The organism is Streptomyces sp. NPDC033165 (assembly GCF_055577965.1).
The window spans coordinates 79,968-102,831 of record NZ_JBVIPK010000020.1 but is presented as its reverse complement, the minus strand read 5'-3'; the positions used below and the strand labels follow the sequence as shown (position 1 = coordinate 102,831).

The 22,864-nt window shown below is 71.2% G+C and carries 19 protein-coding genes; 6 read left to right on the top strand and 13 right to left on the bottom strand.

Annotated elements, in window-relative coordinates:
- The first annotated feature begins 7 nt into the window (after nt 1-7).
- From ACZ5WC_RS31305 to ACZ5WC_RS31285, 5 genes are read left to right on the top strand one after another with little or no spacing between them, the layout of a single operon-like run.
- Nucleotides 8-805: an ABC transporter ATP-binding protein gene (locus tag ACZ5WC_RS31305; RefSeq protein WP_468543978.1), complete on the top strand. Its 798-nt coding sequence runs from the start codon at nt 8-10 to the stop codon at nt 803-805.
- On the top strand, nt 793-1,602 hold the full coding sequence (locus tag ACZ5WC_RS31300) for an ABC transporter ATP-binding protein (protein WP_373558770.1): 810 nt from the start codon (nt 793-795) through the stop codon (nt 1,600-1,602). Before ACZ5WC_RS31305 ends, ACZ5WC_RS31300 begins: the two co-directional genes overlap by 13 nt.
- On the top strand, nt 1,599-2,489 hold the full coding sequence (locus ACZ5WC_RS31295; protein ID WP_468543977.1) for a branched-chain amino acid ABC transporter permease: 891 nt from the start codon (nt 1,599-1,601) through the stop codon (nt 2,487-2,489). Before ACZ5WC_RS31300 ends, ACZ5WC_RS31295 begins: the two co-directional genes overlap by 4 nt.
- On the top strand, nt 2,482-3,696 hold the full coding sequence (locus ACZ5WC_RS31290) for a branched-chain amino acid ABC transporter permease (RefSeq protein ID WP_468543976.1): 1,215 nt from the start codon (nt 2,482-2,484) through the stop codon (nt 3,694-3,696). Before ACZ5WC_RS31295 ends, ACZ5WC_RS31290 begins: the two co-directional genes overlap by 8 nt.
- On the top strand, nt 3,693-4,946 hold the full coding sequence (locus ACZ5WC_RS31285) for an ABC transporter substrate-binding protein (protein ID WP_468543975.1): 1,254 nt from the start codon (nt 3,693-3,695) through the stop codon (nt 4,944-4,946). Before ACZ5WC_RS31290 ends, ACZ5WC_RS31285 begins: the two co-directional genes overlap by 4 nt.
- A gap of 61 nt (nt 4,947-5,007) precedes the next feature.
- Here ACZ5WC_RS31285 and ACZ5WC_RS31280 read toward each other — a convergent pair whose 3' ends face one another.
- From ACZ5WC_RS31280 to ACZ5WC_RS31225, 12 genes are all read right to left on the bottom strand, one after another.
- Nucleotides 5,008-7,173, bottom strand: a complete 2,166-nt coding sequence (locus tag ACZ5WC_RS31280; protein WP_468543974.1) for a bifunctional serine/threonine-protein kinase/ABC transporter substrate-binding protein — start codon at nt 7,171-7,173, stop codon at nt 5,008-5,010.
- 72 nt (nt 7,174-7,245) lie between these two features.
- The gene (locus ACZ5WC_RS31275; RefSeq protein WP_468543995.1) at nt 7,246-8,073 is read right to left on the bottom strand and encodes a hypothetical protein; all 828 of its coding nucleotides are present in this window, start codon (nt 8,071-8,073) and stop codon (nt 7,246-7,248) included.
- Nucleotides 8,074-8,317: 244 nt separating this feature from the next.
- Nucleotides 8,318-9,181 (bottom strand): CDP-diacylglycerol--serine O-phosphatidyltransferase, encoded by an 864-nt coding sequence (pssA, locus tag ACZ5WC_RS31270; RefSeq protein ID WP_468543973.1) that lies wholly within the window; start codon nt 9,179-9,181, stop codon nt 8,318-8,320.
- Entirely contained in the window at nt 9,168-9,815 is a 648-nt protein-coding gene (locus ACZ5WC_RS31265; protein ID WP_468543972.1) for a phosphatidylserine decarboxylase, read from the bottom strand. The genes pssA and ACZ5WC_RS31265 overlap by 14 nt, the downstream gene beginning before the upstream one ends.
- Nucleotides 9,816-9,995: 180 nt before the next feature.
- Nucleotides 9,996-11,201, bottom strand: a complete 1,206-nt coding sequence (locus tag ACZ5WC_RS31260) for an acyl-CoA dehydrogenase family protein (RefSeq protein ID WP_318196608.1) — start codon at nt 11,199-11,201, stop codon at nt 9,996-9,998.
- Between the two features lie 79 nt (nt 11,202-11,280).
- A complete protein-coding gene (locus ACZ5WC_RS31255; protein ID WP_468543971.1) occupies nt 11,281-11,784 on the bottom strand; it encodes a MaoC family dehydratase in 504 nt (167 codons plus the stop codon).
- 2 nt (nt 11,785-11,786) lie between these two features.
- The gene (locus tag ACZ5WC_RS31250; RefSeq protein WP_468543970.1) at nt 11,787-12,761 is read right to left on the bottom strand and encodes an HpcH/HpaI aldolase/citrate lyase family protein; all 975 of its coding nucleotides are present in this window, start codon (nt 12,759-12,761) and stop codon (nt 11,787-11,789) included.
- Nucleotides 12,758-14,770: a protein meaA gene (locus ACZ5WC_RS31245; protein ID WP_096628320.1), complete on the bottom strand. Its 2,013-nt coding sequence runs from the start codon at nt 14,768-14,770 to the stop codon at nt 12,758-12,760. Before ACZ5WC_RS31245 ends, ACZ5WC_RS31250 begins: the two co-directional genes overlap by 4 nt.
- 9 nt (nt 14,771-14,779) lie before the next feature.
- Nucleotides 14,780-16,117, bottom strand: a complete 1,338-nt coding sequence (gene ccrA / locus ACZ5WC_RS31240; RefSeq protein WP_468543969.1) for a crotonyl-CoA carboxylase/reductase — start codon at nt 16,115-16,117, stop codon at nt 14,780-14,782.
- 357 nt (nt 16,118-16,474) lie between these two features.
- A complete protein-coding gene (locus tag ACZ5WC_RS31235; protein WP_468543968.1) occupies nt 16,475-17,266 on the bottom strand; it encodes a GNAT family N-acetyltransferase in 792 nt (263 codons plus the stop codon).
- A gap of 63 nt (nt 17,267-17,329) precedes the next feature.
- Nucleotides 17,330-18,148, bottom strand: coding sequence for a TetR family transcriptional regulator (locus ACZ5WC_RS31230; protein WP_468543967.1), 819 nt, complete (start codon nt 18,146-18,148; stop codon nt 17,330-17,332).
- A gap of 91 nt (nt 18,149-18,239) precedes the next feature.
- Nucleotides 18,240-20,021, bottom strand: coding sequence for a 3-hydroxyacyl-CoA dehydrogenase family protein (locus tag ACZ5WC_RS31225; protein WP_468543994.1), 1,782 nt, complete (start codon nt 20,019-20,021; stop codon nt 18,240-18,242).
- Between the two features lie 362 nt (nt 20,022-20,383).
- On the opposite strand from ACZ5WC_RS31225, the gene ACZ5WC_RS31220 reads away from it, so the two are divergent.
- A complete protein-coding gene (locus ACZ5WC_RS31220) occupies nt 20,384-20,956 on the top strand; it encodes an adenylosuccinate lyase (RefSeq protein ID WP_468543966.1) in 573 nt (190 codons plus the stop codon).
- 201 nt (nt 20,957-21,157) lie between these two features.
- Here ACZ5WC_RS31220 and ACZ5WC_RS31215 read toward each other — a convergent pair whose 3' ends face one another.
- Nucleotides 21,158-22,744: an alpha/beta hydrolase gene (locus ACZ5WC_RS31215; protein ID WP_468543965.1), complete on the bottom strand. Its 1,587-nt coding sequence runs from the start codon at nt 22,742-22,744 to the stop codon at nt 21,158-21,160.
- Nucleotides 22,745-22,864 lie beyond the last annotated feature (120 nt).

Here is a 22,864-nt window from a genome sequence, read left to right as displayed (position 1 = left end):
AGGACGCATGGCAACGCTAGAGATCCGCGCGCTGTCCGTCGGCTACGGCCCGGTCCGGGCGCTGCGCGACATCTCCGTCGATGTGCCGGACGGCGCGATCACCGCCGTACTCGGCGGCAACGGCGCGGGCAAGACCACGCTGCTGCGGGCCGTGTCGCGGACCCTCGGCTTCCACCGCGGGACGGGCACCGGCACGATCCGGTTCGACGGCCGCCCCCTGGAGGGGCTGCGGCCCGCCCAGGTGGTGGCCGCCGGAGTGGTCCAGGTACCGGAGGGCCGACAGGTCTTCGCCCGGATGACGGTGGCCGACAACCTGCGGGCGGGCGCCCTCGGGGCCCGCGGCGGGCGCAAGCGGACGAACGCCGCACTGGCCCGGGTGCACGAGCTGTTCCCGGTACTGGCCGACCGCGCGCACCAGCGGGCCGGGCTGCTGTCCGGCGGCGAGCAGCAGATGCTGGCAATGGGCCGCGCCCTGATGGCCGGACCCCGGCTGCTCCTGCTGGACGAGCCCTCGCTCGGCCTCGCCCCGCTGATGGCGGCCAGGATCGCGGAGACCGTGCAGGAGATCAACGCGAGCGGCACCTCCGTCATGCTCGTCGAGCAGAACGCGGCCATCGCGTTGCGGCTCGCCTCCACGGCGTACGTCCTCGATGTCGGCGAGGTCGCCCTGTCGGGGCCCGCCGGCGAACTCGCCGCGTCCGACGAGGTGCGCCGCCGCTACCTCGGCGTCGTCGACGAGGACGCGGCGGCGGACACCGACCCGGCCGCCCGGACCCGCCGCACCCTGAGCAGGTGGTCCGCGTGACCACCACCGCGACGGCTCCCACGGACAGCACCACGGCCGCCCTCGCCGTGCAGGACGTCACCGTGCGCTTCGCCGGACTGACCGCCCTGGACAGCGTCTCCTTCACCGTCGAACCCGGCAGTGTGCACGCCGTCATCGGACCCAACGGCGCGGGCAAGTCCACCTGCTTCAACGTGCTCTCCGGCGTCTACCGCGCCACCTCCGGACACGTCCGCCTCGGGGAGACGGAGCTCACCGGACTCGCGCCGCACGCCATCGCGGGCCTCGGTGTCGCCCGCACCTTCCAGAACCTGGCGCTGCCGCCGCACGCGACCGTCGCCGACAGCCTGCTGCTCGGCCGCCACCGGCTGACCCGCTCCGGCTTCATCGCCACCGGACTGCGGCTGCCCTCCGCCGCCCGCGAGGAGCGGCGCCACCGCGAGCGGGTCCGTGAGATCGCCGAATTCATCGGCCTGGAAGGGGCGTTGGAGCGGCCCGCGGGCTCGCTGCCGTACGGGCAGCAGAAGCTCGTCGAGCTCGGCCGCGCGCTGTGCATGGAGCCGCGGGTCCTGCTGCTGGACGAGCCGATCGCCGGGATGACCGCCGCCGAGCGCCACCGAACCGCCGCCGTCGTGGCGAACGTACGCGACAGCCTCGGCATCTCCATCGTGCTGGTCGAGCACGACATGGGGGTGGTGATGCGGCTCGCGGACGCGGTGACCGTACTCGACTTCGGACGCAGGATCGCGGGCGGCACCCCCGCCGAGGTCCAGAACGATCCGGCTGTCGTCCAGGCCTACTTGGGAGCACCTCAATGACCACGTTCGTCGAACTCCTCCTCGGCGGCCTGTCGATCGGCTCGGTCTACGCCCTGATCGCGCTCGGTTTCGTCGTCATCTTCAAGGCCACCGAGGTCGTCAACTTCGCCCACGCGTCACTCCTGTTGGCGGGCGGGTACGTCACCGCCGTGCTCCACGACGACATCGGTTTCTGGCCCGCTCTGTTCGTCGGGATCGCCGGGGCCGCGACCGTCGGGGCGGCCATCGAGTTCTTCGTGATGCGCCGCTACCGGGGCAGCGACCACAGCGTCCTGGCCATCGTCACCATCGGTGTCGACATCCTCCTCATCACCGAACTCACCCGCCGCATGGGCACGGACGTCCTCGCCCTCGGCGACCCCTGGGGCAACGAGGTCGTCACCGTCGGCGGCATCACCCTCGCCCAGACCCGGATCGCCGCGTTCCTCGCCGCCGGGCTGCTGATCACGGTGTTCCTGCTCGCCTTCCGCTACACCTCGTGGGGCGTGTCGATGCGCGCCGCCGCCGAGAACCCGCAGACCGCGGCGCTCATGGGCATCAGGCTCGGCCGGGTCTCGCTCGCCGCCTGGGCGGTCGCCGGAGCCCTCGCGGCCGTCGCCGCCCTCTTCCTCACCGTGTTCCCGACCCCCGGCCTCGAACGCTCCACCTCGCTCGCCGCGCTCAAGGCGTTCCCCGCCGCGATCCTCGGCGGACTCGACTCCACGACCGGGGCGCTCGCCGGCGGACTCATCGTCGGCGTCACCGAGTCGCTCGCCACCGGCTACCAGAGCGACCTCTCCTTCCTCGGCCGGGGCATCGGAGATCTCGCCCCCTACCTGGTGATGGTCGCCGTCCTGCTCATCCGGCCCGCGGGACTCCTCGGCACGAAGGAGCTCGCCCGTGTCTGACACCGCTGCCTCCGGCACCACCGCCGAAGCCGCCCCCGAGGCGACCACCGCACCCGCCCCCGCACCCGGTCCCGCGCAGACCCTCGCCGACCGGCTGCGCCGACCCCGTACGTACGCCGTCCTCATCGGCTCCGTCCTGCTCCTCGTCCTCCCGTTCTACCTGGACCGCTTCTGGCTCCAGGCCGGACTGTTCGCGATGGCGGCGGCGATCGGCGCCATCGGGCTCAACATGCTCACCGGGGCCACCGGACAGCTCTCCATGGGCCACGCGTTCTTCCTCGCGGTCGGCGCGTACGGCTACTGCGTCCTGGCGGGGGAGAGCAGCACCGAGAACGGGCACACCCTGACCGGCCTCGGACTGCCCACCTGGCTGGCCGCGATCCTCGCCGTACTGCTCGCGGGCGCCGTCGGCGGGCTGTTCAGCCCGATCGCGGGCCGGCTGCGCGGCGCGTACCTCGGTATCGCGACCCTCGCGCTGATCTTCATCGGCCAGCACGTCCTGTTCAACGCGGGCTCCCTGACCGGTGGTTACAACGGGCGGGCCGTACCGCCGCTCTCCCTCTTCGGGCTCACCTTCGACGACAGCGAACTCGTCGTCGCCGCCGTACCGTTCGGGGCTTCCGAGAAGCTCTGGTACGTGGGCCTGGTCGCGCTGCTGCTCAGTGCTCTGTTCGCCCGCGGCGTGCTGCGCGGCCGGCCGGGCCGGGCGATGAACGCCATCCGCGACCACCGGATCGCGGCCGGGGTGATGGGCGTGCCCGTGGCGCGCTACCGGGCCGGGGTTTTCGTCCTGTCCTCGATGTACGCGGGCCTCGCGGGCGTCCTGCTCGCCCTGGTCTTCCAGCGGACCGTTCCCGAGTACTTCGGCATGATCCTGTCCCTCGAATACCTCGCCATGATCGTCATCGGAGGGCTCGGCAGTGTCGGGGGAGCGGTGATCGGCGCCGCCTTCGTCACCCTGCTCCCGCAGGTCCTCACGCACTACAGCGACTCCCTCCCGCTGGTCTCCGCCCCCGGCACGGGCGGGCTGGCACCCGGTGAGGCATCCCGCTATCTGTACGGCGCCGCGGTGGTCGCGGTGGTCCTGTTCCTGCCCGGCGGCCTCGCCCGCCTCGGCCTCGCACGCGCGAGGAAACCAGCGGCTCCGAAGAAACCAGCGGATCCGAAGAATTCGGCGGCTCCGAAGAATCCAGGGGAGAAGAAATGAAGCGCAGAGTGCTCACAGCCGTCGTCGCGGCTCTCACCGTCACCCTCGTCGGGTGCAGCGGCAAGGCGACCGAAGGAAAGGGCGACGAGCAGGACAAGGCCGGGGTCAAGACCGGCCCCGGTGTCTCCTCCTCGGCGATATCCCTCGGTGTGCTCACCGACATGACGGGCGTGTACGCCTCGCTCGGCAAGAGCGTCACCCAGGCGCAGCAGCTGTGGGTGAAGCAGACGAACGCCAAGGGCGGCATCTGCGACCGCAAGGTCGAGCTGACGGTCCGCGACCACGGCTACGACCCGCAGAAGGCGATCGCCGCGTACACCGAGCTGGAGCCGAAGGTGGTGGGCTTCGCCCAGTTCATCGGCTCCCCGTTCGTCGCCGCCGTCGAGCAGCGCATCGACGGCCAGGACAAGGGCCTGGTCCTGCCCCAGGCCTGGTCGGCGAACCTGCTGGGCTCCCCGTACATCCGGGTCATCGGCGCCACCTACGACATCGAGACGATCAACCTGATCGACCATCTGCTCGCCGAGAAGCGCATAGCCAAGGGCGACAGGATCGGTCATGTGTACTTCGAGGGCGACTACGGCGAGAACGCCCTCGTCGGCTCGGAGCACGCGGCGAAGGAGGCCGGTCTCACCGTCGTCGAGCAGAAGATCAAGCCGACCGACAACGACATGACGGCCCAGGTCGCCGCCCTCAAGCAGGCCGGGGTCAAGGCCGTGATCGTCAGCGCGGGCCCGCGCCAGGCGGCCTCGCTCGTCGGCGTCGCGGCGGCCACCGGCTTCAACGTCCCCGTCGTGGGCAACAACTCCGCTTTCGCGCCCCAGCTGTTGAAGACCCAGGCGGGCCCCGCCCTGCTCAAGGACTACTACGTCGCCGCCTCCACGCTGCCCATCGGCGACCCGGGCGACGGCCCGGCCAAGCTCGCGAAGGAGTACGCGGCCCAGTACCCGAAGGACGTGCTCGACAACGGCGTCGTCGCGGGCTACACAGCGGCCTCCATCTACGGCGAGGCCCTGATGAAGGCGTGCGAGGACAAGGACCTCACCCGGGAGGGCATCGGCAGGGCACTCCTCACGATCAAGGGGTACGGGAGCGAGTTCGGCGTCTCGCACGACTTCTCGGACCCGAAGGCGCCGTCCACCCGGCAGAGCGTCATCATGAAGCCGGACGCCTCGGTGCCCGGCGGGCTGAAGGTGGTCCGGCCCGCGGCGGCGGCCCCGGCGGCCGAGTCCTTCACGACGAAGCCCTGACCCCGCGGCAGGACTCGGCGGCGGGCCCGGCCCTCACCGGGCCGGCCCGTCGCTGCCGCGCTCAGACCTCGGTGCCGTCCATCCCGATGTACCGGAAACGCCCCCGCTCCACGCGGTAGATGAAGACCCCGGTCCCGGTGTACATCCCGTTGGCGGACTCGAAGGCGTAGCTCTTGGAGACGCCCTTGTACGAGGTCACCCGCAGCGCGGGCAGCAGGTCCTGGCGGCTCAGCTTCTCCCGGCCCAGCCCCTCCGCACAGGCGGCGATCAGCCCCACCGCGTCGTACGCCTCCGCGGCCAGCAGCGGCGGCGCCGCGCCGAAGCGCTCGCGGTAGGCGGCGGCGAACGCGTGCACCGAGGGCACGGAGGCGGGGTCGGCGGCCGTCGAGACCACCAGCCAGCTCGACGCGGCCTCGCCCGCCTCCGCCAGGAAGCGGGCGTCGTGCACGGCCTGGGTGCCGATCCTCGGCCCCAGGAACCCGGCCCTGACCAGAGCCTTCGCGAACCGGGCCGCGTCCCGCCACCCGCCGCCGTACACCACCGCCCCCGGCCGCTTCGCGGCGATCCGCTCCGCCTCGGCGTCCAGATCGCGGGTGCCCTCCCGTACGGTCTCCGCGAGCACCGTGCGGCCGTTGCCGCGCAGCCCGGCGTCGAGGTAACGGGTGGTCTGCCGGCCGTACTCGGTCCCGTCGTCCACCAGCGCGACCTTGTCGATCTCGTACGCCCCCAGGAACTGGGCCACCGGCAGCATCTGCATGTCGTTGCGCGGACGGGCGCACAGGAAGGTCCGGTTCAGATGCCGGATGTCCCCGTCGACCACGCTGAGCAGCGGCAGCGCCGCCTCGTCGTACGCGACCAGCGCCTCCCGGGCCGCGTCCGTGCCGGTCGCTCCGAGGGCCGCCACCAGCAGCGGGTCCTCGGCGAACCTGCGCACCGCCGCCGTCGCCCGCTCCTCGTCGCCCCGGTCGTCGACCGTGGTCAGCCGCAGCGTGAACGGCGCGTCCTTCCGCGCGTTGTGCTCCTCCACGGCGAGCCGCGCCGCCCGTTCCTGGCCCTTGCCGACGGCCGCCGACGGGCCGCTGAGGTCGGCCTGGAGCCCGATGCGCAGTTCCGGGCGGGGGGTGGTCCCGCGCCCCTCGTCCTCGCCGCCGGGGGCCTTGTCGTCACGGGAGGAGACCAGCCACGCGGTGGTGCCGCCCGCCGCCGCGAGGGCCGCGCCGCCGGTGACGTAGGCGAGGAAGCGCCGCCGGCCGGGGGAGGCCGGTACGGCGGACGTGTCGCCGGAGCCGGTGCCCGGGGCGGTGCCGGGGCCGCCGGAAGATCCCGCGTCCAGGCTGGTCGCCTCGATGTCGGGCAGCGCCAGCATCCGGGCGGACCGCTCGGCGATCAGATGCGTCACCGGTCCGGGCAGCCAGCCGCCGACCGATACGTCCTCGGCGAAGGCCCGCCGGACGTCACCGGCCGTCGGGCGTCCCTCGGGCCCCTTGGCCAGGCACGCCTCGACGACCGGGAGCAGCCCCGGCGGCAGCGCGCCCAGCTCCGCGGTGTCGTGCACGGTACGGAAGAGCATCGCCTCCACCGGGCCGCTGCCGAACGGCCGGCCGCCGGTGGCCGCGTACACCAGGACACAGCCCAGTGAGAAGACGTCGCTCGCCGGGCCGATCCGCCGTCCCTGCGCCTGCTCGGGCGAGAGGAAGCCCGGGGAGCCGACGATCGCGTCCGTCGCCGTGAGGACCGTGTCGTCCAGGGCCCGCGCGATCCCGAAGTCGATCAGCCGGGGGCCGTCCAGACCCAGCAGCACGTTCCCGGGCTTCACGTCCCGGTGCACGAGCCCCGCCCCGTGGACGGCCTCCAGCGCCTCCGCCAGCATAGAGCCGAGCGCCCGCGTACTGCGCTCCGGCAACGGCCCGCCGCTCCCGACCGCCTCGCTCAGGGCGGGCCCCGGCACGAACTCGGTGGCCAGCCAGGGCGCGGTCGCCTCGGTGTCGGCGTCGACCACCGGCACCGCCCACCGGTTGCGGACCTGCCTGGCGATCGCCACCTCGCGCCGGAAGCGGGTGCGGAACCCGGCGTCGTCGGCGTACTCCGCCCGGATCAGCTTGATCGCCACCAGCGCGCCACCGGGCGACCGGCCCAGCAGCACCACGCCCATGCCCCCGGCGCCGAGCCGGCCGAGGATGCGGTAGCCGGCGATCCGCGCCGGGTCGGTGGAACGGAGCGGTTCCATCAGCGGTCAGGGCCTTTCGTGGGGATCAGGCCGGACCGGGAAGCGGGGTCCGGTGGGCGACGTGCGGTGCGGTCACTTCAGTTCCAGCTCGACGCGGTAGAGGACCTTGGCACCGCCCTCGGCGGCGATCCGCAGCAGTTCGGTGCTGGTGTAGCCCTTCGCGCCCTTGACCGAGACGGCCGTCGTGACCGGGCCGATCCGGGACTTGGTCCATACGTAGTCCTGCGTCCCGCCCGAGTCCGGCCCGGTGTACTTGCCCGCCTCGAACAGCGAGGCGTCCGCGTTGCGGACGTCCTTCTGGTCGAACTGGAGGGACATCAGACCGCTCAGGCGCTGTCCGCCGCCCAGCTCCTGCTGCGGGCAGCGGAAGCTCTCCTGGACGGTGTCCTTGATCTCCTGGTCGGCACCCGCCACCGTCCGGTGCACGGTCACGGTCACCGCCCCCTGGACCCGTCCCTTGCCGCCCCGGGCCGGGACGTCGAGCCGCCGGGTGAAGCTGTCCAGCACACCGGAGGGCAGCGGGGTGCGGCTCCAGACACAGGAGTCCGCCAGCACCGGCCAGGTGCCGCCGCTCTCGTACGGGGAGTGCCGCACCATCCCGGCCGCCCAGTCCATCTCGCCGAGCGCGGCGTTGCGCGTCAGCTCGCGGGCCCGCGCCGCGTTCTTCGGTACGCGCGCGGGGTTCGGGGTGAAGTCGTACGCACTGGGCAGTGCCCCCGGCTGCTTCGACTCCTCGGGGTCCTTCGGGTCCGGCTTTCCGGACGCCCCCGTCTGCTGCCCGGCCGACCGGCTCGGCTTCGGCCCGTCCCCGCCGTCCTTCGCGGAACCGCCGCATCCGGCCAGCAGCACCCCCGCCGCCGCGACCGCGACCACCCGCGTCCCGCATAGTGCCGGCTTCATCATCGGACCCCCCGGTCCCCGGTCCGCGCCTGGCCGGAAGGGGCCGGGCGTCGGCTGCGAGGCGATTCTAGAAGCCCGGTGGGCCGAGGTGGCGGGAACCTCGTACTCAGTCCCCTGCCGGAACATCCCAGCCATGGCGAGGGCTTCGCCTCTGGCGGAGCCCCGGCCCGCGGTGGTATACGCACGAAGGGCCCGGATGCCGGGGAGCATCCGGGCCCCGAGGGCCTGTCGTACGTATCCGCCGCTACGGCAGTTGTGCCGCCCGCGCCTCGCGCCGGTTGTCACGGAACGTGTTCACCCGTCGCGCCGTGGCGAACAGCGGGATCACCGCGCCGAGCACCACCTGGAGCGCGCAGCCCGTCTGGAGCAGCAGCTGACCGCCGGGCGCGTCGAACGCCCAGGCGGCGAGCAGGCCCATCGCGGCCACGATCCAGCTGAGCATCGCCACCGCGAGGACGCCCCGCGGCTTGGGGTACTCCACCCGGCTCACCATCAGCCATGCCACACCGATGATCGCCAGCAGCGTCGGTACGAAGGGCAGCTCCAGGAGCACGATCGAGATGACCGTGAGCGCTCCGAAGGGGCTCGGCATGCCCTGGAACATGCCGTCCTTCAAGGTCACGCAGGAGAATCTGGCCAGCCTGAGCACCACCGCCAGGAGCACCACGATCGCCGCCAGCGCCGACACCCGCTGGTGGGCGTCGTCCGCGACCATCCCGTACACGAGCACGAAGTAGGCCGGCGCGAGTCCGAAGCTGATGAGGTCCGAGAGGTTGTCCAGCTCGGCGCCCATCGGCGAGGAGCGCAGCTTGCGCGCCACGAGTCCGTCGAACAGGTCGAAGATCGCGGCCATCAGCATGAGGATCACCGCCGTGGCGGCGGAGTGCCTGGCCATGCCCGTCTCGTCGCTGCCCGTGAGGTGGGGGATCAGAATGCCCGTGGTGGTGAAGTACACCGCCATGAACCCGCACGTCGCATTACCGAGCGTGAGCGTGTCCGCTATCGACAGCCGCATCGACAGCGGCATGTCCTCCGCGCTGTCGGCGTCTCTCGCCTCGTCGGCCTCAGGAACCCAGCCGGCCTTGGTATCCGGATCAATCACGGTCAATTCGAGTCACCCCCGCGGTGGTGGCCTGGCCGACCTCGACCGCGACATCGACACCCTCCGGGAGGTAGATGTCCACGCGCGAGCCGAAGCGGATCAGGCCGATGCGCTCGCCCTGCTCGACCTTCGTGCCCTCGGGGAGGTACGGCACGATCCGACGGGCGACCGCTCCCGCGATCTGCACCATCTCGATGTCGCCGAGCTCGGTGTCGAAGTGCCAGACAACGCGCTCGTTGTTCTCGCTCTCCTTGTTGAACGCCGGAACGAACCCGCCCGGGATGTGCTCGACCGACGTCACGGTGCCCGCCAGCGGCGCGCGGTTGACGTGGACGTTGAGGGGGCTCATGAAGATCGCGACGCGGGTGCGCCCGTCCTTCCACGGCATGATGCTCTGCACCACACCGTCGGCCGGGGAGATGACCCGGCCGTCAGTGATCTCGCGCTCGGGGTCACGGAAGAACCACAGCATGCCCGCCGCGAGCGCGGTGGTGGGCACGGCCACGGCCGCCCAGCGACCCGACTTGCGGGCGCGGGCCAGGCTGAGGGCTGCGGTGGCGACGGTCGGCAGGAGCCAGGGCGATGCTCCGCGGGCGATGCGGACCCCGCCGCGGGGTGCAGAGGTAGGGCTGTCGGGCATGGATGACCTTCGTAGCGGATGATGCCGCGCTGGCAACGGGGGACGGCGGCTTTCCGGCGATGCTATCGGTTGCCGGGCGCAACTGGGCAAGCCAGCAGCCGAGTCGGACTGCTGAAAAGCACCCGCCGAGGATGACTCGGTGTGATGTTCTTCGCCACCAAATCACCTCGAAAGGGACAATCAGCCCTGGAATCGGTACTCCTCCAGGAGGCGCCGGCCAATGATCATTTTCTGGATCTCGGCGGTACCTTCACCGATCAGCAGCATCGGCGCCTCGCGGTAGAGGCGCTCGATCTCGTACTCCTTGGAGAAGCCGTAACCGCCGTGGATACGGAAGGCGTCCTCGACGACTTCCTTGCAGTACTCGGAGGCGAGGTACTTCGCCATCCCTGCCTCCAGGTCGTTTCGTTCCCCGGAGTCCTTTTTGCGTGCCGCGTTCACCATCATCGCATGGGCGGCTTCGACCTTGGTGGCCATTTCGGCCAGTTTGAACTGGATCGCCTGGTGCTGGGCGATCGGTTTGCCGAAGGTGTGGCGCTGCTGGGCGTACGAAACGCCCAGTTCGAACGCACGTTGAGCGACACCGCAACCACGGGCTGCGACATTCACCCGGCCGACCTCGACGCCGTCCATCATTTGGTAAAACCCTCGGCCGGTCGTGCCTCCGAGCACACGATTGGCCGGAATGCGCAGGTCGTCCATGATGAGCTCGGTCGTGTCGACGCCCTTGTAACCCATCTTGTCGATCTTCCCGGGGATGGTCAGGCCGGGCCGGACCTCTCCGAACCCGGGCTCCTTCTCCACCAGGAAGGTCGTCATCGACTTGTGCGGCGCGGTGCCCTCGGGGTGGCCTTCGTCACTTCGGCAGAGAACAGCCACCAGAGTCGACGTTCCGCCGTTCGTCAGCCACATCTTCTGGCCGTTGAGAACGTACTCCTCGCCGTCCTTCACGCCCTTCGACGAGATCGCCGAGACGTCCGAGCCGAGCGCCGGCTCGGACATCGAGAACGCGCCCCGCACCTCGCCGAGCGCCATCCGCGGCAGGAACGTGTCCTTCTGTTCCTGGGTGCCGTGCTGCTTGAGCATGTAGGCCACGATGAAATGCGTGTTGATGATGCCCGACACGCTCATCCAGCCGCGCGCGATCTCCTCCACGCACAGCGCGTAGGTGAGCAGCGACTCACCCAGACCCCCGTACTCCTCGGGGATCATCAGCCCGAACAGGCCGAGTTCCTTGAGACCCTCCACGATCTCCGTGGGGTACTCGTCGCGGTGCTCCAGCTGGGTCGCGACCGGAATGATCTCCTTGTCGACGAAATCCCGGACCGTGGCGAGGATTTCCCGCTGGATGTCGTTCAGACCGGCGGTCTGGGCGAGTCGCGTCATGGCTGCTTCTCCTGTGGCTTCACGCGGATGGCTTCAAGGCTTCACGCGGTTGGTTGGCCGACTGCTTGTCCGTGGCCGGTTACTTGGCGGGCGTCGGGCGGCCCGGCTGCTCGCCGCCGCGCTCCTTGATGTACGTCTCGGTGGGGACCATCACCTTGCGGCGGAACACGCAGACCACGGTGCCGTCCTGCTTGTAGCCCCTGGTCTCGACGTACACGATCCCGCGATCGCTCTTGGACTTCGACGGCGTCTTGTCCAGCACGGTCGTCTCGCCGTAGATCGTGTCGCCGTGGAAGGTCGGCGCGATGTGCTTCAGCGATTCGACCTCCAGATTGGCGATGGCCTTCCCGGAGACGTCCGGCACCGACATGCCGAGCAGCAGCGAGTAGATGTAGTTGCCGACGACGACGTTCTTCCCGAAGTCGGTCGTCTTCTCCGCGTAGTTGCTGTCCATGTGCAGCGGGTGGTGGTTCATGGTCAGCAGGCAGAAGAGGTGGTCGTCGTACTCCGTGACCGTCTTTCCGGGCCAGTGCTTGTAGACCGCGCCGACCTCGAACTCCTCGTAAGTGCGTCCGAACTGCATGATCAGGCCTCCGGGGCTTCGAACTTGGAGGTGCGCTGCATTCCGGCGGCCCGGCCCTTGCCCGCGATGACCAGGGCCATCTTGCGGCTGGCCTCGTCGATCATCTCGTCGCCGAGCATCGCCGAACCCTTCTTTCCGCCCGCCTCGGAGGTGCACCAGTCATACGCGTCGAGAATCAGCTCGGCGTGGTCGTAGTCCTCCTGCGAGGGCGAGAACACCTCGTTGGCCGCGTCGACCTGGCCCGGGTGCAGCACCCACTTGCCGTCGAAGCCGAGAGCGGCCGCGCGGCCCGCGACCTCGCGGTAGGCGTCCACGTCACGGATCTGGAGGAACGGGCCGTCGATCGCCTGGAGATCGTGCGTACGGGCCGCCATCAGGATGCGCATCAGGATGTAGTGGTAGGCGTCCGCCGGGTAGCCGGGCGGCTGCTGGCCGACGACCAGGGTCTTCATGTTGATCGACGCCATGAAGTCCGCCGGGCCGAAGATCAGGGTCTCCAAGCGGGGCGAGGCGGCGGCGATGTCGTCGATGTTCACCAGGCCCTTGGCGTTCTCGATCTGCGCCTCGATGCCGATCCTCCCGACCTCGAAGCCCATCGTCTTCTCGATCTGGGTCAGCAGCAGGTCCAGCGCCACGACCTGCTGCGCGTCCTGGACCTTCGGCAGCATGATGCAGTCGAGGTTGGGACCCGCGCCCTCGACGACCGTGATGACGTCCCGGTAGGTCCAGTGCGTCGTCCAGTCGTTGACCCGCACGACCCGGGTCTTGCCGCTCCAGTCACCGTTGTTCAGCGCGTCCACGATCGTGTGGCGGGCGCCCTCCTTGGCGAGCGGCGCGCAGGCGTCCTCCAGGTCCAGGAAGACCTGGTCGGCCGGGAGGCCCTGGGCCTTCTCCAGGAAGCGCGGGTTCGAGCCCGGCACGGCCAGACACGAGCGCCGGGGGCGCAGCCGGTTCACGGGGGTGGTGGGCGTGGTCATGCGGGGACCTCCAGAGGGTCGAGCTTGTTCGCTTTCCGGATCTCGTCGACGATACGGCCGATGATCTCCGTGATGCCGAAGTCCTTCGGGGTGAAGACGGCGGCCACACCGGCTTCGATGAGTGCGGCGGCGTCCGCCGGCGGGATGATGCCGCCCGCGATCACCGGAATGTCCGGGGCCCCGGCCTCGCGCAGCCGGTTCAGCACGTCGGGCACCAGCTCCGCGTGCGAGCCGGACAGGATGGAGAGCCCCACGCAGTGCACGTCCTCGGCGAGCGCCGCGTCGGTGATCTGCTCGGGGGTGAGCCGGATGCCCTGGTAAACCACCTCGAACCCGGCGTCCCTGGCCCGTACGGCGATCTGCTCCGCGCCGTTGGAGTGCCCGTCCAGACCCGGCTTGCCGACCAGCAGGCGCAGCCGCCCCACGCCCAGGTCGGCGGCGGTACGAGTGACCTTCTCGCGGACCAGGGCGAGCGTGCTGCCCGGCTCGGCGGCGATCGCCACCGGGGCCGAGGAGACCCCGGTCGGCGCGCGGAACTCGCCGAAGACGTCACGCAGCGCCCAGGACCACTCGCCGGTGGTGACGCCCGCGCGAGCGCATTCGACGGTGGCCTCCATCATGTTCCGGGTGCCCGCGGCGGCCTTCTTCAGCGCGGCCAGCGCCTCCGTCGCCCGGGCCTCGTCGCGGTTGTCCCGCCACTCGTGCAGGGCGGCGACGACCCGGGCCTCGTTCTCGGGGTCGACCGTCATGATCGCGCCGTCGAGGTCGGAGGTGAGCGGGTTGGGCTCGGTCGTCTCGTAGATGTTGACGCCGACGATCTTCTCCTCGCCGCCCTCGATCCGGGCCCGCCGCGCCGCGTGCGAGGAGACCAGCTCGGACTTGAGGTAGCCGGACTCGACGGCCGCCATCGCGCCGCCCATCTGCTGGATGCGGTCGATCTCCGCCATCGACTCCTCGACCAGGGCGTCCACCTTGGCCTCGATGACGTGCGATCCGGCGAAGATGTCCTCGTACTCCAGCAGATCGCTCTCGTGGGCCAGCACCTGCTGGATACGGAGCGACCACTGCTGGTCCCAGGGGCGCGGCAGCCCCAGCGCCTCGTTCCAGGCGGGGAGCTGCACCGCACGGGCGCGGGCGTCCTTGGAGAGGGTGACGGCCAGCATCTCCAGGACGATGCGCTGGACGTTGTTCTCCGGCTGCGCCTCGGTCAGGCCGAGGGAGTTGACCTGGACGCCGTAGCGGAAACGGCGCTGCTTGGCGTTGGTGATGCCGTACCGCTCGCGCGTGACGCGGTCCCAGATGCGGCCGAAGGCGCGCATCTTGCACATCTCCTCGATGAAGCGGACGCCCGCGTTCACGAAGAACGAGATCCGGGCGACCACATCACCGAACTTCTCCTCCGGGACCTGGCCCGAGTCGCGGACCGCGTCGAGCACCGCGATGGCGGTCGACATGGCGTACGCGATCTCCTGGACCGGGGTCGCCCCCGCCTCCTGGAGGTGGTAGCTGCAGATGTTGATCGGGTTCCACTTGGGGATGCGGTTGACCGTGTACGTGATCATGTCGGTGGTCAGCCGCAGTGAGGGCACCGGCGGGAAGACGTGCGTCCCGCGCGAGAGGTACTCCTTCACGATGTCGTTCTGCGTGGTCCCCTGGAGCTTGGCGGGGTCGGCCCCCTGCTCCTCCGCGACCACCTGGTAGAGCGCCAGCAGCCACATGGCGGTCGCGTTGATCGTCATCGAGGTGTTCATCTGCTCCAGGGGGATGTCCTGGAACAGCCGGCGCATGTCACCGAGGTGTGAGACGGGCACACCGACACGGCCCACCTCGCCGCGGGCGAGAATGTGGTCCGGGTCGTATCCGGTCTGCGTGGGCAGATCGAAGGCGACCGAGAGACCCGTCTGCCCCTTGGCGAGGTTGCGGCGGTACAGCTCGTTGGACGCCTCGGCGGTCGAGTGACCGGCGTACGTCCGCATGAGCCAGGGCCGGTCCTTCTGACGTTCGTTCATCGGAGAACCTCAGACGTTGCGGAAGCGGTTGATGGCGTCGATGTGCTGCTCGCGCATTTCCTGGTTGCGCACGCCCAGGCCCTCGCGCGGGGCCAGTGCCAGGACGCCGACCTTGCCCTGGTGGACGTTGCGGTGGACGTCGTGGGCGGCCTGGCCGGTGTCCGCCAGGGAGTAGACCTTGGAGAGCGTCGGGTGGATCTTGCCCTTGGCGATGAGGCGGTTGGCCTCCCAGGCCTCGCGGTAGTTGGCGAAGTGGGAGCCGATGATCCGCTTGAGGGACATCCACAGGTAGCGGTTGTCGTACTCGTGCATGTAGCCCGAGGTGGAGGCGCAGGTCGTGATCGTGCCGCCCTTGCGGGTGACGTAGACCGAGGCGCCGAAGGTCTCGCGGCCCGGGTGCTCGAAGACGATGTCGATGTCCTCACCGCCGGTGAACTCGCGGATGCGCTTGCCGAAGCGCTTCCACTCCTTCGGGTCCTGGGTGCGCTCGTCCTTCCAGAACCTGTAGCCCTCGGCGTTGCGGTCGATGACCGCCTCGGCGCCCATCGCCCGGCAGATGTCGGCCTTCTCCGGGCTGGAGACGACACAGATCGGGTTGGCGCCGCCGGCCAGCGCGAACTGGGTGGCGTAGGAGCCGAGTCCGCCGCTCGCGCCCCAGATCAGCACGTTGTCGCCCTGCTTCATCCCCGCGCCGTTGCGCGAGACGAGCTGGCGGTAGGCGGTGGAGTTGACCAGGCCCGGGGCCGCGGCCTCCTCCCAGCTGAGGTGCTGGGGCTTGGGCATCAGCTGGTTGGACTTGACGAGCGCGATCTCCGCCAGCCCGCCGAAGTTCGTCTCGAAGCCCCAGATGCGCTGCTCGGGGTCGAGCATCGTGTCGTTGTGCCCGTCGGAGGACTCCAGTTCGACGGAGAGGCAGTGCGCGACGACCTCGTCGCCCGGGTTCCAGGCGTTCACGCCGGGGCCGGTGCGCAGGACGACGCCCGCCAGGTCGGAGCCGATGACGTGGTACGGCAGGTCGTGGCGCTTGGTGAGCTCGCTGAGCCTTCCGTACCGCTCCAGGAAGCTGAACGTCGACACCGGCTCGAAGATCGAGGTCCAGACGGAGTTGTAGTTCACCGAACTGGCCATCACGGCGACGAGGGCCTCGCCGGGGCCGAGTTCGGGGACCGGGACCTCGTCGAGGTGGAGCGACTTGCGGGGGTCCTTGTCACGGGATTCGAGCCCCGCGAACATCTCCGCCTCGTCCTTGTGCACGGTGATCGCGCGGTAGGACTCGGGGAGGGACAGGGCCGCGAAGTCCGCGGCGCTGCTGTCCTGGGATTGGATCGCGTCCAGGATTTCCTTCACGGTGTTGCCTCCGGTGATGCGGCGTCGAGGGAACGCTTGAGGGGCCCTGCTGGCAGGGGTGCGGTGTGGTGTGGAGGTGTTTGCCGTCGGTTCGGCGGGGTGGAGCTCGGCTTTGCTCGGTGGAGCAGAAGGGTGCCTGTGACGCAGGCGTCCGGGCGCGCAGCACGGTGGTTGCGGGGACAGCCGGCGTACGTGTGAGTTCTCAGCACGCCGGCCGCCCGGACACCTTCAACGTATGGCACTCCGTGACACCTGACAAGGCACCCAGTGCCAACAATTTCTCTCACTTGTCATCTCGTAGGCACGCATGAGCAACACGATGGGCGCTATGAGACGTTCTGTCCTGCTGGCGGGCGGTTACCGGCCGGGTCGGTACACATACGGCGTCGTCGCCCCCAGCTCCCTGAAGCCGAGCCGGACCAGGATCGGGGCCGACATGTCGCTCGCGTCGACCTGGAGGTAGCGGTAGCCGCGCTCGGCGGCGATCCGCGCCCGGTGGGCGACCAGCGCCCGGTAGACGCCCCTGCCCCGCCAGGCGGCGACCGTCCCGCCGCCCCAGAGCCCCGCGAAGCCCGTCCCCGGATACAGCTCCATACGGGCCGAGCTGACCGGCTCCCCGCCGGCCGTGACGACGAGCGCCACGAAGTCGTCGGGGGCCGATTCCAGCCGCTTCACGACCTGGTGCAGGAGGCGGGTGCCGTCCGTGCCGAACGCCCGCTCATGGGCCCGTGCCATCAGCTCCGCCCCCGCCGCGTCGCTCACACGGCGCAGCGTGACGCCCTCGGGCAGGGCGACCGCCCCGGTGAGCGGCCCGGCCGGGGCCACCAGCAGGGTCTCCGGCGGCTCCGGCACGAACCCGGCCGCCCGCAGCCGGTCACCCAGATCGGCCGGCCGGTCGTGCGCGTACAGCTTCCACTCGAACTCCGGGAGGCCGAGCGCCGCGCAGTGCCGGATCTGGGCCGCGATCGCCGCGTCGGCCCCTTCGCCGTCCAGGTCCGGGGACGACCAGACGACCCCGTTCCAGTCGCTCCGGCCGCCCACCTGGCGCACCAGGGGCCCATCGCGCTCAACCCGGACGCCGGGGCCGTCGGGTCGCGCGTGCTCGCGCATCGTGCGGTCGTACAGGGCGCGTACTGCGTCGGTTCGCATGGCCGGAACCCCATCACGGGGCCGTGGCCCTCGCGAACGGTTTACGGCTCCGCCCGCGCGCCCTCAGCGGTCCTGGAGCGCCTGCTGGATCGTGCGCATGACCTCGTCCAGCGGGGCGTCGGTGCGGGCCACCGCGACCAGCACCTCGCCCTGCTCGGCGACCGTCGCGGCCGGGGCGCGCTCGGGATCGGCCTGTGCCGTCCGGCCCGCGCCGATGCCCGTGCCGAAGGTGTCGCGCACGATGGCGAAGGCCCGGTCGAGCTGGGCCTCCACATCGCCCTGGCCGCCCGCCCGCAGCCAGCGGCGCAGCACGTGGTTGTGCGCGGTGACCACGGCGGACGCGGCGACCTCCGCCAGCAACGGGTCGTCGTTGCCCACATGGTGGTCGCGCTCGTCGAAGTGGCCCAGGAGATAGCGGGTGAACAGCCGTTCGTAGCGGGCCACCGAAGCGATCTCGGCCTCCCGGAGGGTCGGCACCTCGCGGGTCAGTTTGTAACGGGCCACGGAGACGGCGGGCTTGGCCGCGTACATCTTCATGACTTCCTTGATGCCGCGGCAGACGGTGTCGAGCGGATGCTCGTGCGCGGGGGCGGCATGGAGGACGGCCTCGGCCCTGACGAGGGTGTCGTCGTGGTCCGGGAAGATCGCCTCTTCCTTGGAGCGGAAGTGCCGGAAGAAGGTCCGCCGGGCGACGCCCGCGGCGCCCGCGATCTCGTCGACGGTGGTCGCCTCGTAGCCCTTCGTGGCGAAGAGCTCCATCGCGGCGGCGGCCAGCTCGCGGCGCATCTTCAGCCGTTGGGCGGCGGCGCGGGTTCCCGCGGTGGTGGTCTCCGGGGCGTCGGACGCTGCGGTGGCACGGGGTGGCCTGGCGGGCTGGGACATGGCATGAACGTAACGCATCGGTGCAGGAGAGCGCGCCTTCGGGGGCGGGCCGCCGGAGGGTCCCAGCAGCCCGCCCCACCCGGCTCCCGGGTCAGCGACGGGCATATTCGCGGAAGCCGCGCCCCGTCTTGCGGCCGAGGCAGCCCGCGGCGACCAGGTGCTCCAGCAGCGGCGCCGGGGCCAGGCCCGGGTCGCGGAACTCCTTGTGCAGCACCTTCTCGATGGCCAGCGAGACATCCAGGCCGACCACGTCGAGCAGTTCGAACGGGCCCATCGGGTACCCGCCGCCCAGCTTCATCGCGGCGTCGATGTCGTCCAGCGAGGCGTAGTGCTCCTCGACCATCTTGATCGCGTTGTTGAGGTACGGGAACAGCAGCGCGTTCACGATGAACCCGGCCCGGTCCCCGCAGTCCACCGGGTGCTTGCGGATCTTCGTGCACACCGCACGGACCGTGGCGTGCACATCGTCGGCGGTCAGGACCGTGCGGACCACCTCGACCAGCTTCATCGCGGGCGCCGGGTTGAAGAAGTGCATCCCGACGACGTCCGCGGGCCGCGCGGTCGCCCGGGCGATGGCGATGACCGGCAGCGAGGAGGTGGTGGTGGCGAGCACCGCGCCGGGCCGGCAGACCTTGTCCAGCGTGGCGAACAGCTGCTGCTTGATCTCCAGGTCCTCCGCGACCGCCTCCACCGCGAGGTCGACCTCGGCGAACGCGTCCAGCGAACCGGCCGCCGTGATCCGGCCCAGCGTCTCGTCCCGGGCCTCGGCGGTCAGCCGCCCCTTGGACACCGATCGCTCCAGCGACTTGGCGATCCGGCCCTTGGCGAGGTCCGCCTTCTCCTGGCCGCGGGCCGCCAGGACCACGGTGTACCCGGCCTTGGCGAACACCTCCGCGATCCCGGAGGCCATCGTTCCGGAGCCTGCGACGCCGACGGAGGCCACCGCGCGCCCGGCTCCGGCGGCCGACTCCGCCGAGGGGGTCAGGGCGTCGGGCACCGCGGTCTGCCCGCCCGGGGCGTCGTACGTGTAGAAGCCGCGCCCCGCCTTGCGCCCGGTCAGGCCCGCCTCGCTGAGCTGGCCGAGGACGGGGGCCGGGGCGTGCAGCCGGTCGTGGGAGGCGGCGTACATGGCCTCCAGGACGGTGCGGGCGGTGTCGATGCCGATCAGGTCCAGCAGGGCGAGCGGGCCCATCGGCAGCCCGCAGCCCAGCTTCATCGCCGCGTCGATGTCCTCACGGGAGGCGTAGTTCGCCTCGTACATCGCGGCGGCCTGGTTGAGGTAGCCGAACAGCAGCCCGTCCGCGACGAACCCGGGCCGGTCGCCGACCGCGACGGGCTCCTTGCCCAGCTCCCGGGCCAGCCTGGTGACGGCCTCGACGGCGGGCGGCGCGGTCAGCACCGAGGAGACCACCTCGACCAGCTTCATCGCGGGCGCCGGGTTGAAGAAGTGCAGCCCGAGGACGCGCTCGGGATGCCGGGACTCGGCGGCGAGCCGGGTCACCGACAGCGCGTTGGTGCCGGTGGCCAGGATCGCGGTGGGCGAGACGATCGCGTCCAGCTCCCGGAACACCTGCTGCTTGATCTCGTACGTCTCCGGCGTCACCTCGATGACCAGCTCGGCATCGGCGGCGGCCCGCAGGTCGTCGGACGTACGGAACCGGGCGAGCGCGGCGGCCCGCTCCTGCTCGGTGATCCGCCCGCGCCCCACGGCCCGTGCGGTGGACGCTTCGAGGGAGGCGAGGGCCTGCCGGGCGGCCGCCTCGCTGATGTCGATGCCGATGACCTCGCGGCCCGCCAGGGCCAGGACCTCGGCGATGCCGGTGCCCATGGTGCCGAGGCCGACGACGGCGATGGTGGAGAGAGGGGTGTCCATCACGGGACTCCAGGGTGAGTGACGACTGTGGGAGCACGGCGCGCGCGGCGATGAGGGAGCGGCGCGAGGCGTACGGAAGCTGCGTGTCGTGGAGCACGAGGCCGGTGCGCTGCGAGCGCGCGCCAGGCCGTGAGGGGTGACGGACTCTGTCCCGGAGCCACGTCATACAGAAACTGCCGAACCGACAAGCACTCCGGGTGGCTGCGTCACCAGGCCACCGGAGCCGGCGGGGAGTGTGTCCCGCTCAGATGAGATTAACCGGCGAGTAACGAGCGCGCCACCCCTGGATACTTGTGCGCCGGCTCACACCGGTCCGTCGATGCCGTCTCGCACGCAGCGTGTCCGCCGATACGCTGAGCGTCATGGATGAGGAGTTCCGTTCGCTCATGGACCGGCTGGAACCCGAGGCCGACGGGTCGCCGCTGTACGGGCGGCTCGCCGCCACCGAGGACGCCGAGGAGCTCGCCCGCGTCCTCGTCGAACCGCACCGCCCCCTGTGGGCCAGGGAGATGGCCGCGTTCCGGCTCGGCTGCGCGGGCGACCGGCGGGCCTTCGAGGCGCTGGTGCTGCTGCTCAACCACCGCGACCCCGAGCGCTGTGTCTCCGCCGCCCACGCCCTGGCCCGCCTGGCGGACCCCCGCACCCCGAGAGCGGCCGCCGCCCTCGCCACGAACACCCTGCGCACCGCCTACGCCCTGCACCCGGTCCGCCTGCTCACCGCCCTGCGCGCCCCCGAGTCGGTCCCCGCCCTGGTGCTCACCCTCCAGGGGCTGCTGGCCCCCGGCGAGCCCCACTGGCGCGTCGCCCTGGCCTGCGTCGAGGGCCTCGGCCACCTCGGCGACGACCGGGCCCGCCCGGTCCTCACGGCTGCGCTCCCGCACCCCCGGCTGGGCCGGGCCGCGGCGGAGGCGCTCAGCCGGCTGCCGGGGGAGTGAGCGGGCGGAGGCGGTGCGCGTCGGGCACCGTGACCCCGTCGGCCTCGAAGCCCTCCACGGCTCGCAGCGGGCGAGCCGCCGGGCGGGTGCGGGGGAGTGGCGGAGTGCCTCGTGCCGGGCGTCCTCGCCCGCCCCCTCGCACCCCGCCCCCTCGCACGCGGCCCACCGCTTTCCGCCGGCCGCCGGGTCAGCGGTCGGTACTCAGCGGCGGAAGCCGAGCAGGCCGTGCAGCCGGCTGCCCTTGCTGTTGTCCACCGACTGGGCCGTCGCCTTCTCGGCGGGCAGCGGCTTCGGGTCCGGCAGCGCGGGGCAGACCGCGTCCGCCTCGCCCCGGCCGCGCGGAACGGTCCCGTCGGTCAGATAGGCCGTCAGGTGCCGGTCCAGGCAGTCGTTGCCGCTCAGCGTGATGCCGTGGTTGCCGCCGCCCTCCTCCACGACGAGGCTGGAGCCCTTGAGTTTGCGGTGCATGCTGACCGCGCCGCCGTACGGGGTCGCCGCGTCGTCGGTGGCCTGGAGGATGAGCGCCGGGCGCAGCTCGCGGTTGTTCACCGGGCGCGGATGCAGCGGCGCCACCGGCCAGCCGGCGCACGGCGCGTTGTACCAGGTGTTGTTCCACGTCATGAACGGTGCCTTGTCGTGGATGCGGCGGCTGTCGTTGCGCCAGGTGCTCCAGTGCCGGGGCCAGGCCGCGTCGCGGCACTGGACGGCCGTGTAGACCGAGTAGCCGTTGTCGCCGCTCGCGTCGACCGCGCCGAAGTTCTCGTACACCTGGACCAGTGCCTCGGTGTCCCGCTTCTTCACGTACGCGGCGAACGCCTCGGCGAGATAGGGCCAGTAGCCGTTGTAGTACCCGCCCGGCAGGAAGGTGTCCTCCAGCTCGCTCGCGCCGACCTTGCCGCCCGCGGGCTTGCGCGCCAGGTCCGCCCGCATCCGGTACCAGGCGGCCTCGACCCGGGCCGGGTCGGTGCCCAGGCGGTACGCGGCGTGGTGCTTCGCCACCCACGCGGCGAAGGCCTTGTGGCGGTCGTCGAACGCGTAGTTCTGGCCGAGGTTGCCCCCGTACCAGACCGCGTCGGGGTCGACGACGGAGTCCAGGACCAGGCGGCGCACGCGCTCCGGGTGCAGCTTGGCGTAGACCGCGCCGAGGTAGGTGCCGTAGGAGTAGCCGAAGTAGTTGATCTGCGGGGTGCCCAGCGCCCGCCGGATCACTTCGAGGTCCTTGGCCGCGCTGACCGTGTCCATGTACGGCAGCACGTCGCCGTGCTTCTCGCCGCAGGCGCGGGCGAAGGCCTCGGCCCGGTCGCGGTTGATCCGCTCCGAGCGGTAGGAGTCCGGCACCGAGTCCGGGCGCACCGGATCGAAGTGCCCGGGCAGGCAGTTCAGGGCCGGAGTGCTCTTCCCGACCCCGCGCGGATCGAACCCGATCACGTCGTACTGGGCGGCGACCTTCTTCGGCAGCGAGGACGCCACGAACCCGGCCATCGACAGACCGCTGCCGCCCGGACCGCCCGGGTTGACCAGCAGGGGGCCCTGGTAGGCCGTCCCGGTGTGCCGGACGCGGGACAGCGCGAGCGTGATCTGACGGCCCGACGGGCGGGTGTGGTCCAGCGGGGTGCGGACCTCCGCGCACTGGAGCTTCGGGTAGTTCTCGGTGGGGCAGTCGGTCCACTTGAGCGGCGGGGCGGGCGGGGTGCTCGCCCCGGTGGCGGCGGCCGGGGCCGACGCCGCGGTCAGCAGACCGGCGACGGTCGCGCCGACGGCGACAAGAATTCCTGCACGTTTCGTCATGGGGCCTCCCGGGAGTGACGGGAACGCGGCGCCGGATCACCGGGTCCCCGCCGCATGGTCCCCGAATCGGCCGCCGGAAGGGGCCGTTCCGGGCAGAGTCGACCCGTACGGTCACGCCAT

Excerpts from the sequence above, each read along its gene's own strand:
- ACZ5WC_RS31295 (WP_468543977.1), top strand. The coding sequence starts at position 1,599 with ATGACCACGTTCGTCGAACTCCTCCTCGGCGGCCTGTCGATCGGCTCG.
- ACZ5WC_RS31245 (WP_096628320.1), bottom strand. The coding sequence starts at position 14,770 with ATGAACGAACGTCAGAAGGACCGGCCCTGGCTCATGCGGACGTACGCC.
- ACZ5WC_RS31285 (WP_468543975.1), top strand. The coding sequence starts at position 3,693 with ATGAAGCGCAGAGTGCTCACAGCCGTCGTCGCGGCTCTCACCGTCACC.
- ACZ5WC_RS31220 (WP_468543966.1), top strand. The coding sequence starts at position 20,384 with ATGGATGAGGAGTTCCGTTCGCTCATGGACCGGCTGGAACCCGAGGCC.
- ACZ5WC_RS31215 (WP_468543965.1), bottom strand. The coding sequence starts at position 22,744 with ATGACGAAACGTGCAGGAATTCTTGTCGCCGTCGGCGCGACCGTCGCC.
- ACZ5WC_RS31225 (WP_468543994.1), bottom strand. The coding sequence starts at position 20,021 with ATGGACACCCCTCTCTCCACCATCGCCGTCGTCGGCCTCGGCACCATG.
- ACZ5WC_RS31230 (WP_468543967.1), bottom strand. The coding sequence starts at position 18,148 with ATGTCCCAGCCCGCCAGGCCACCCCGTGCCACCGCAGCGTCCGACGCC.
- ACZ5WC_RS31260 (WP_318196608.1), bottom strand. The coding sequence starts at position 11,201 with ATGACGCGACTCGCCCAGACCGCCGGTCTGAACGACATCCAGCGGGAA.
- ACZ5WC_RS31275 (WP_468543995.1), bottom strand. The coding sequence starts at position 8,073 with ATGAAGCCGGCACTATGCGGGACGCGGGTGGTCGCGGTCGCGGCGGCG.
- ACZ5WC_RS31305 (WP_468543978.1), top strand. The coding sequence starts at position 8 with ATGGCAACGCTAGAGATCCGCGCGCTGTCCGTCGGCTACGGCCCGGTC.
- ACZ5WC_RS31280 (WP_468543974.1), bottom strand. The coding sequence starts at position 7,173 with ATGGAACCGCTCCGTTCCACCGACCCGGCGCGGATCGCCGGCTACCGC.
- ACZ5WC_RS31235 (WP_468543968.1), bottom strand. The coding sequence starts at position 17,266 with ATGCGAACCGACGCAGTACGCGCCCTGTACGACCGCACGATGCGCGAG.
- ACZ5WC_RS31255 (WP_468543971.1), bottom strand. The coding sequence starts at position 11,784 with ATGCAGTTCGGACGCACTTACGAGGAGTTCGAGGTCGGCGCGGTCTAC.
- ACZ5WC_RS31250 (WP_468543970.1), bottom strand. The coding sequence starts at position 12,761 with ATGACCACGCCCACCACCCCCGTGAACCGGCTGCGCCCCCGGCGCTCG.
- ACZ5WC_RS31265 (WP_468543972.1), bottom strand. The coding sequence starts at position 9,815 with ATGCCCGACAGCCCTACCTCTGCACCCCGCGGCGGGGTCCGCATCGCC.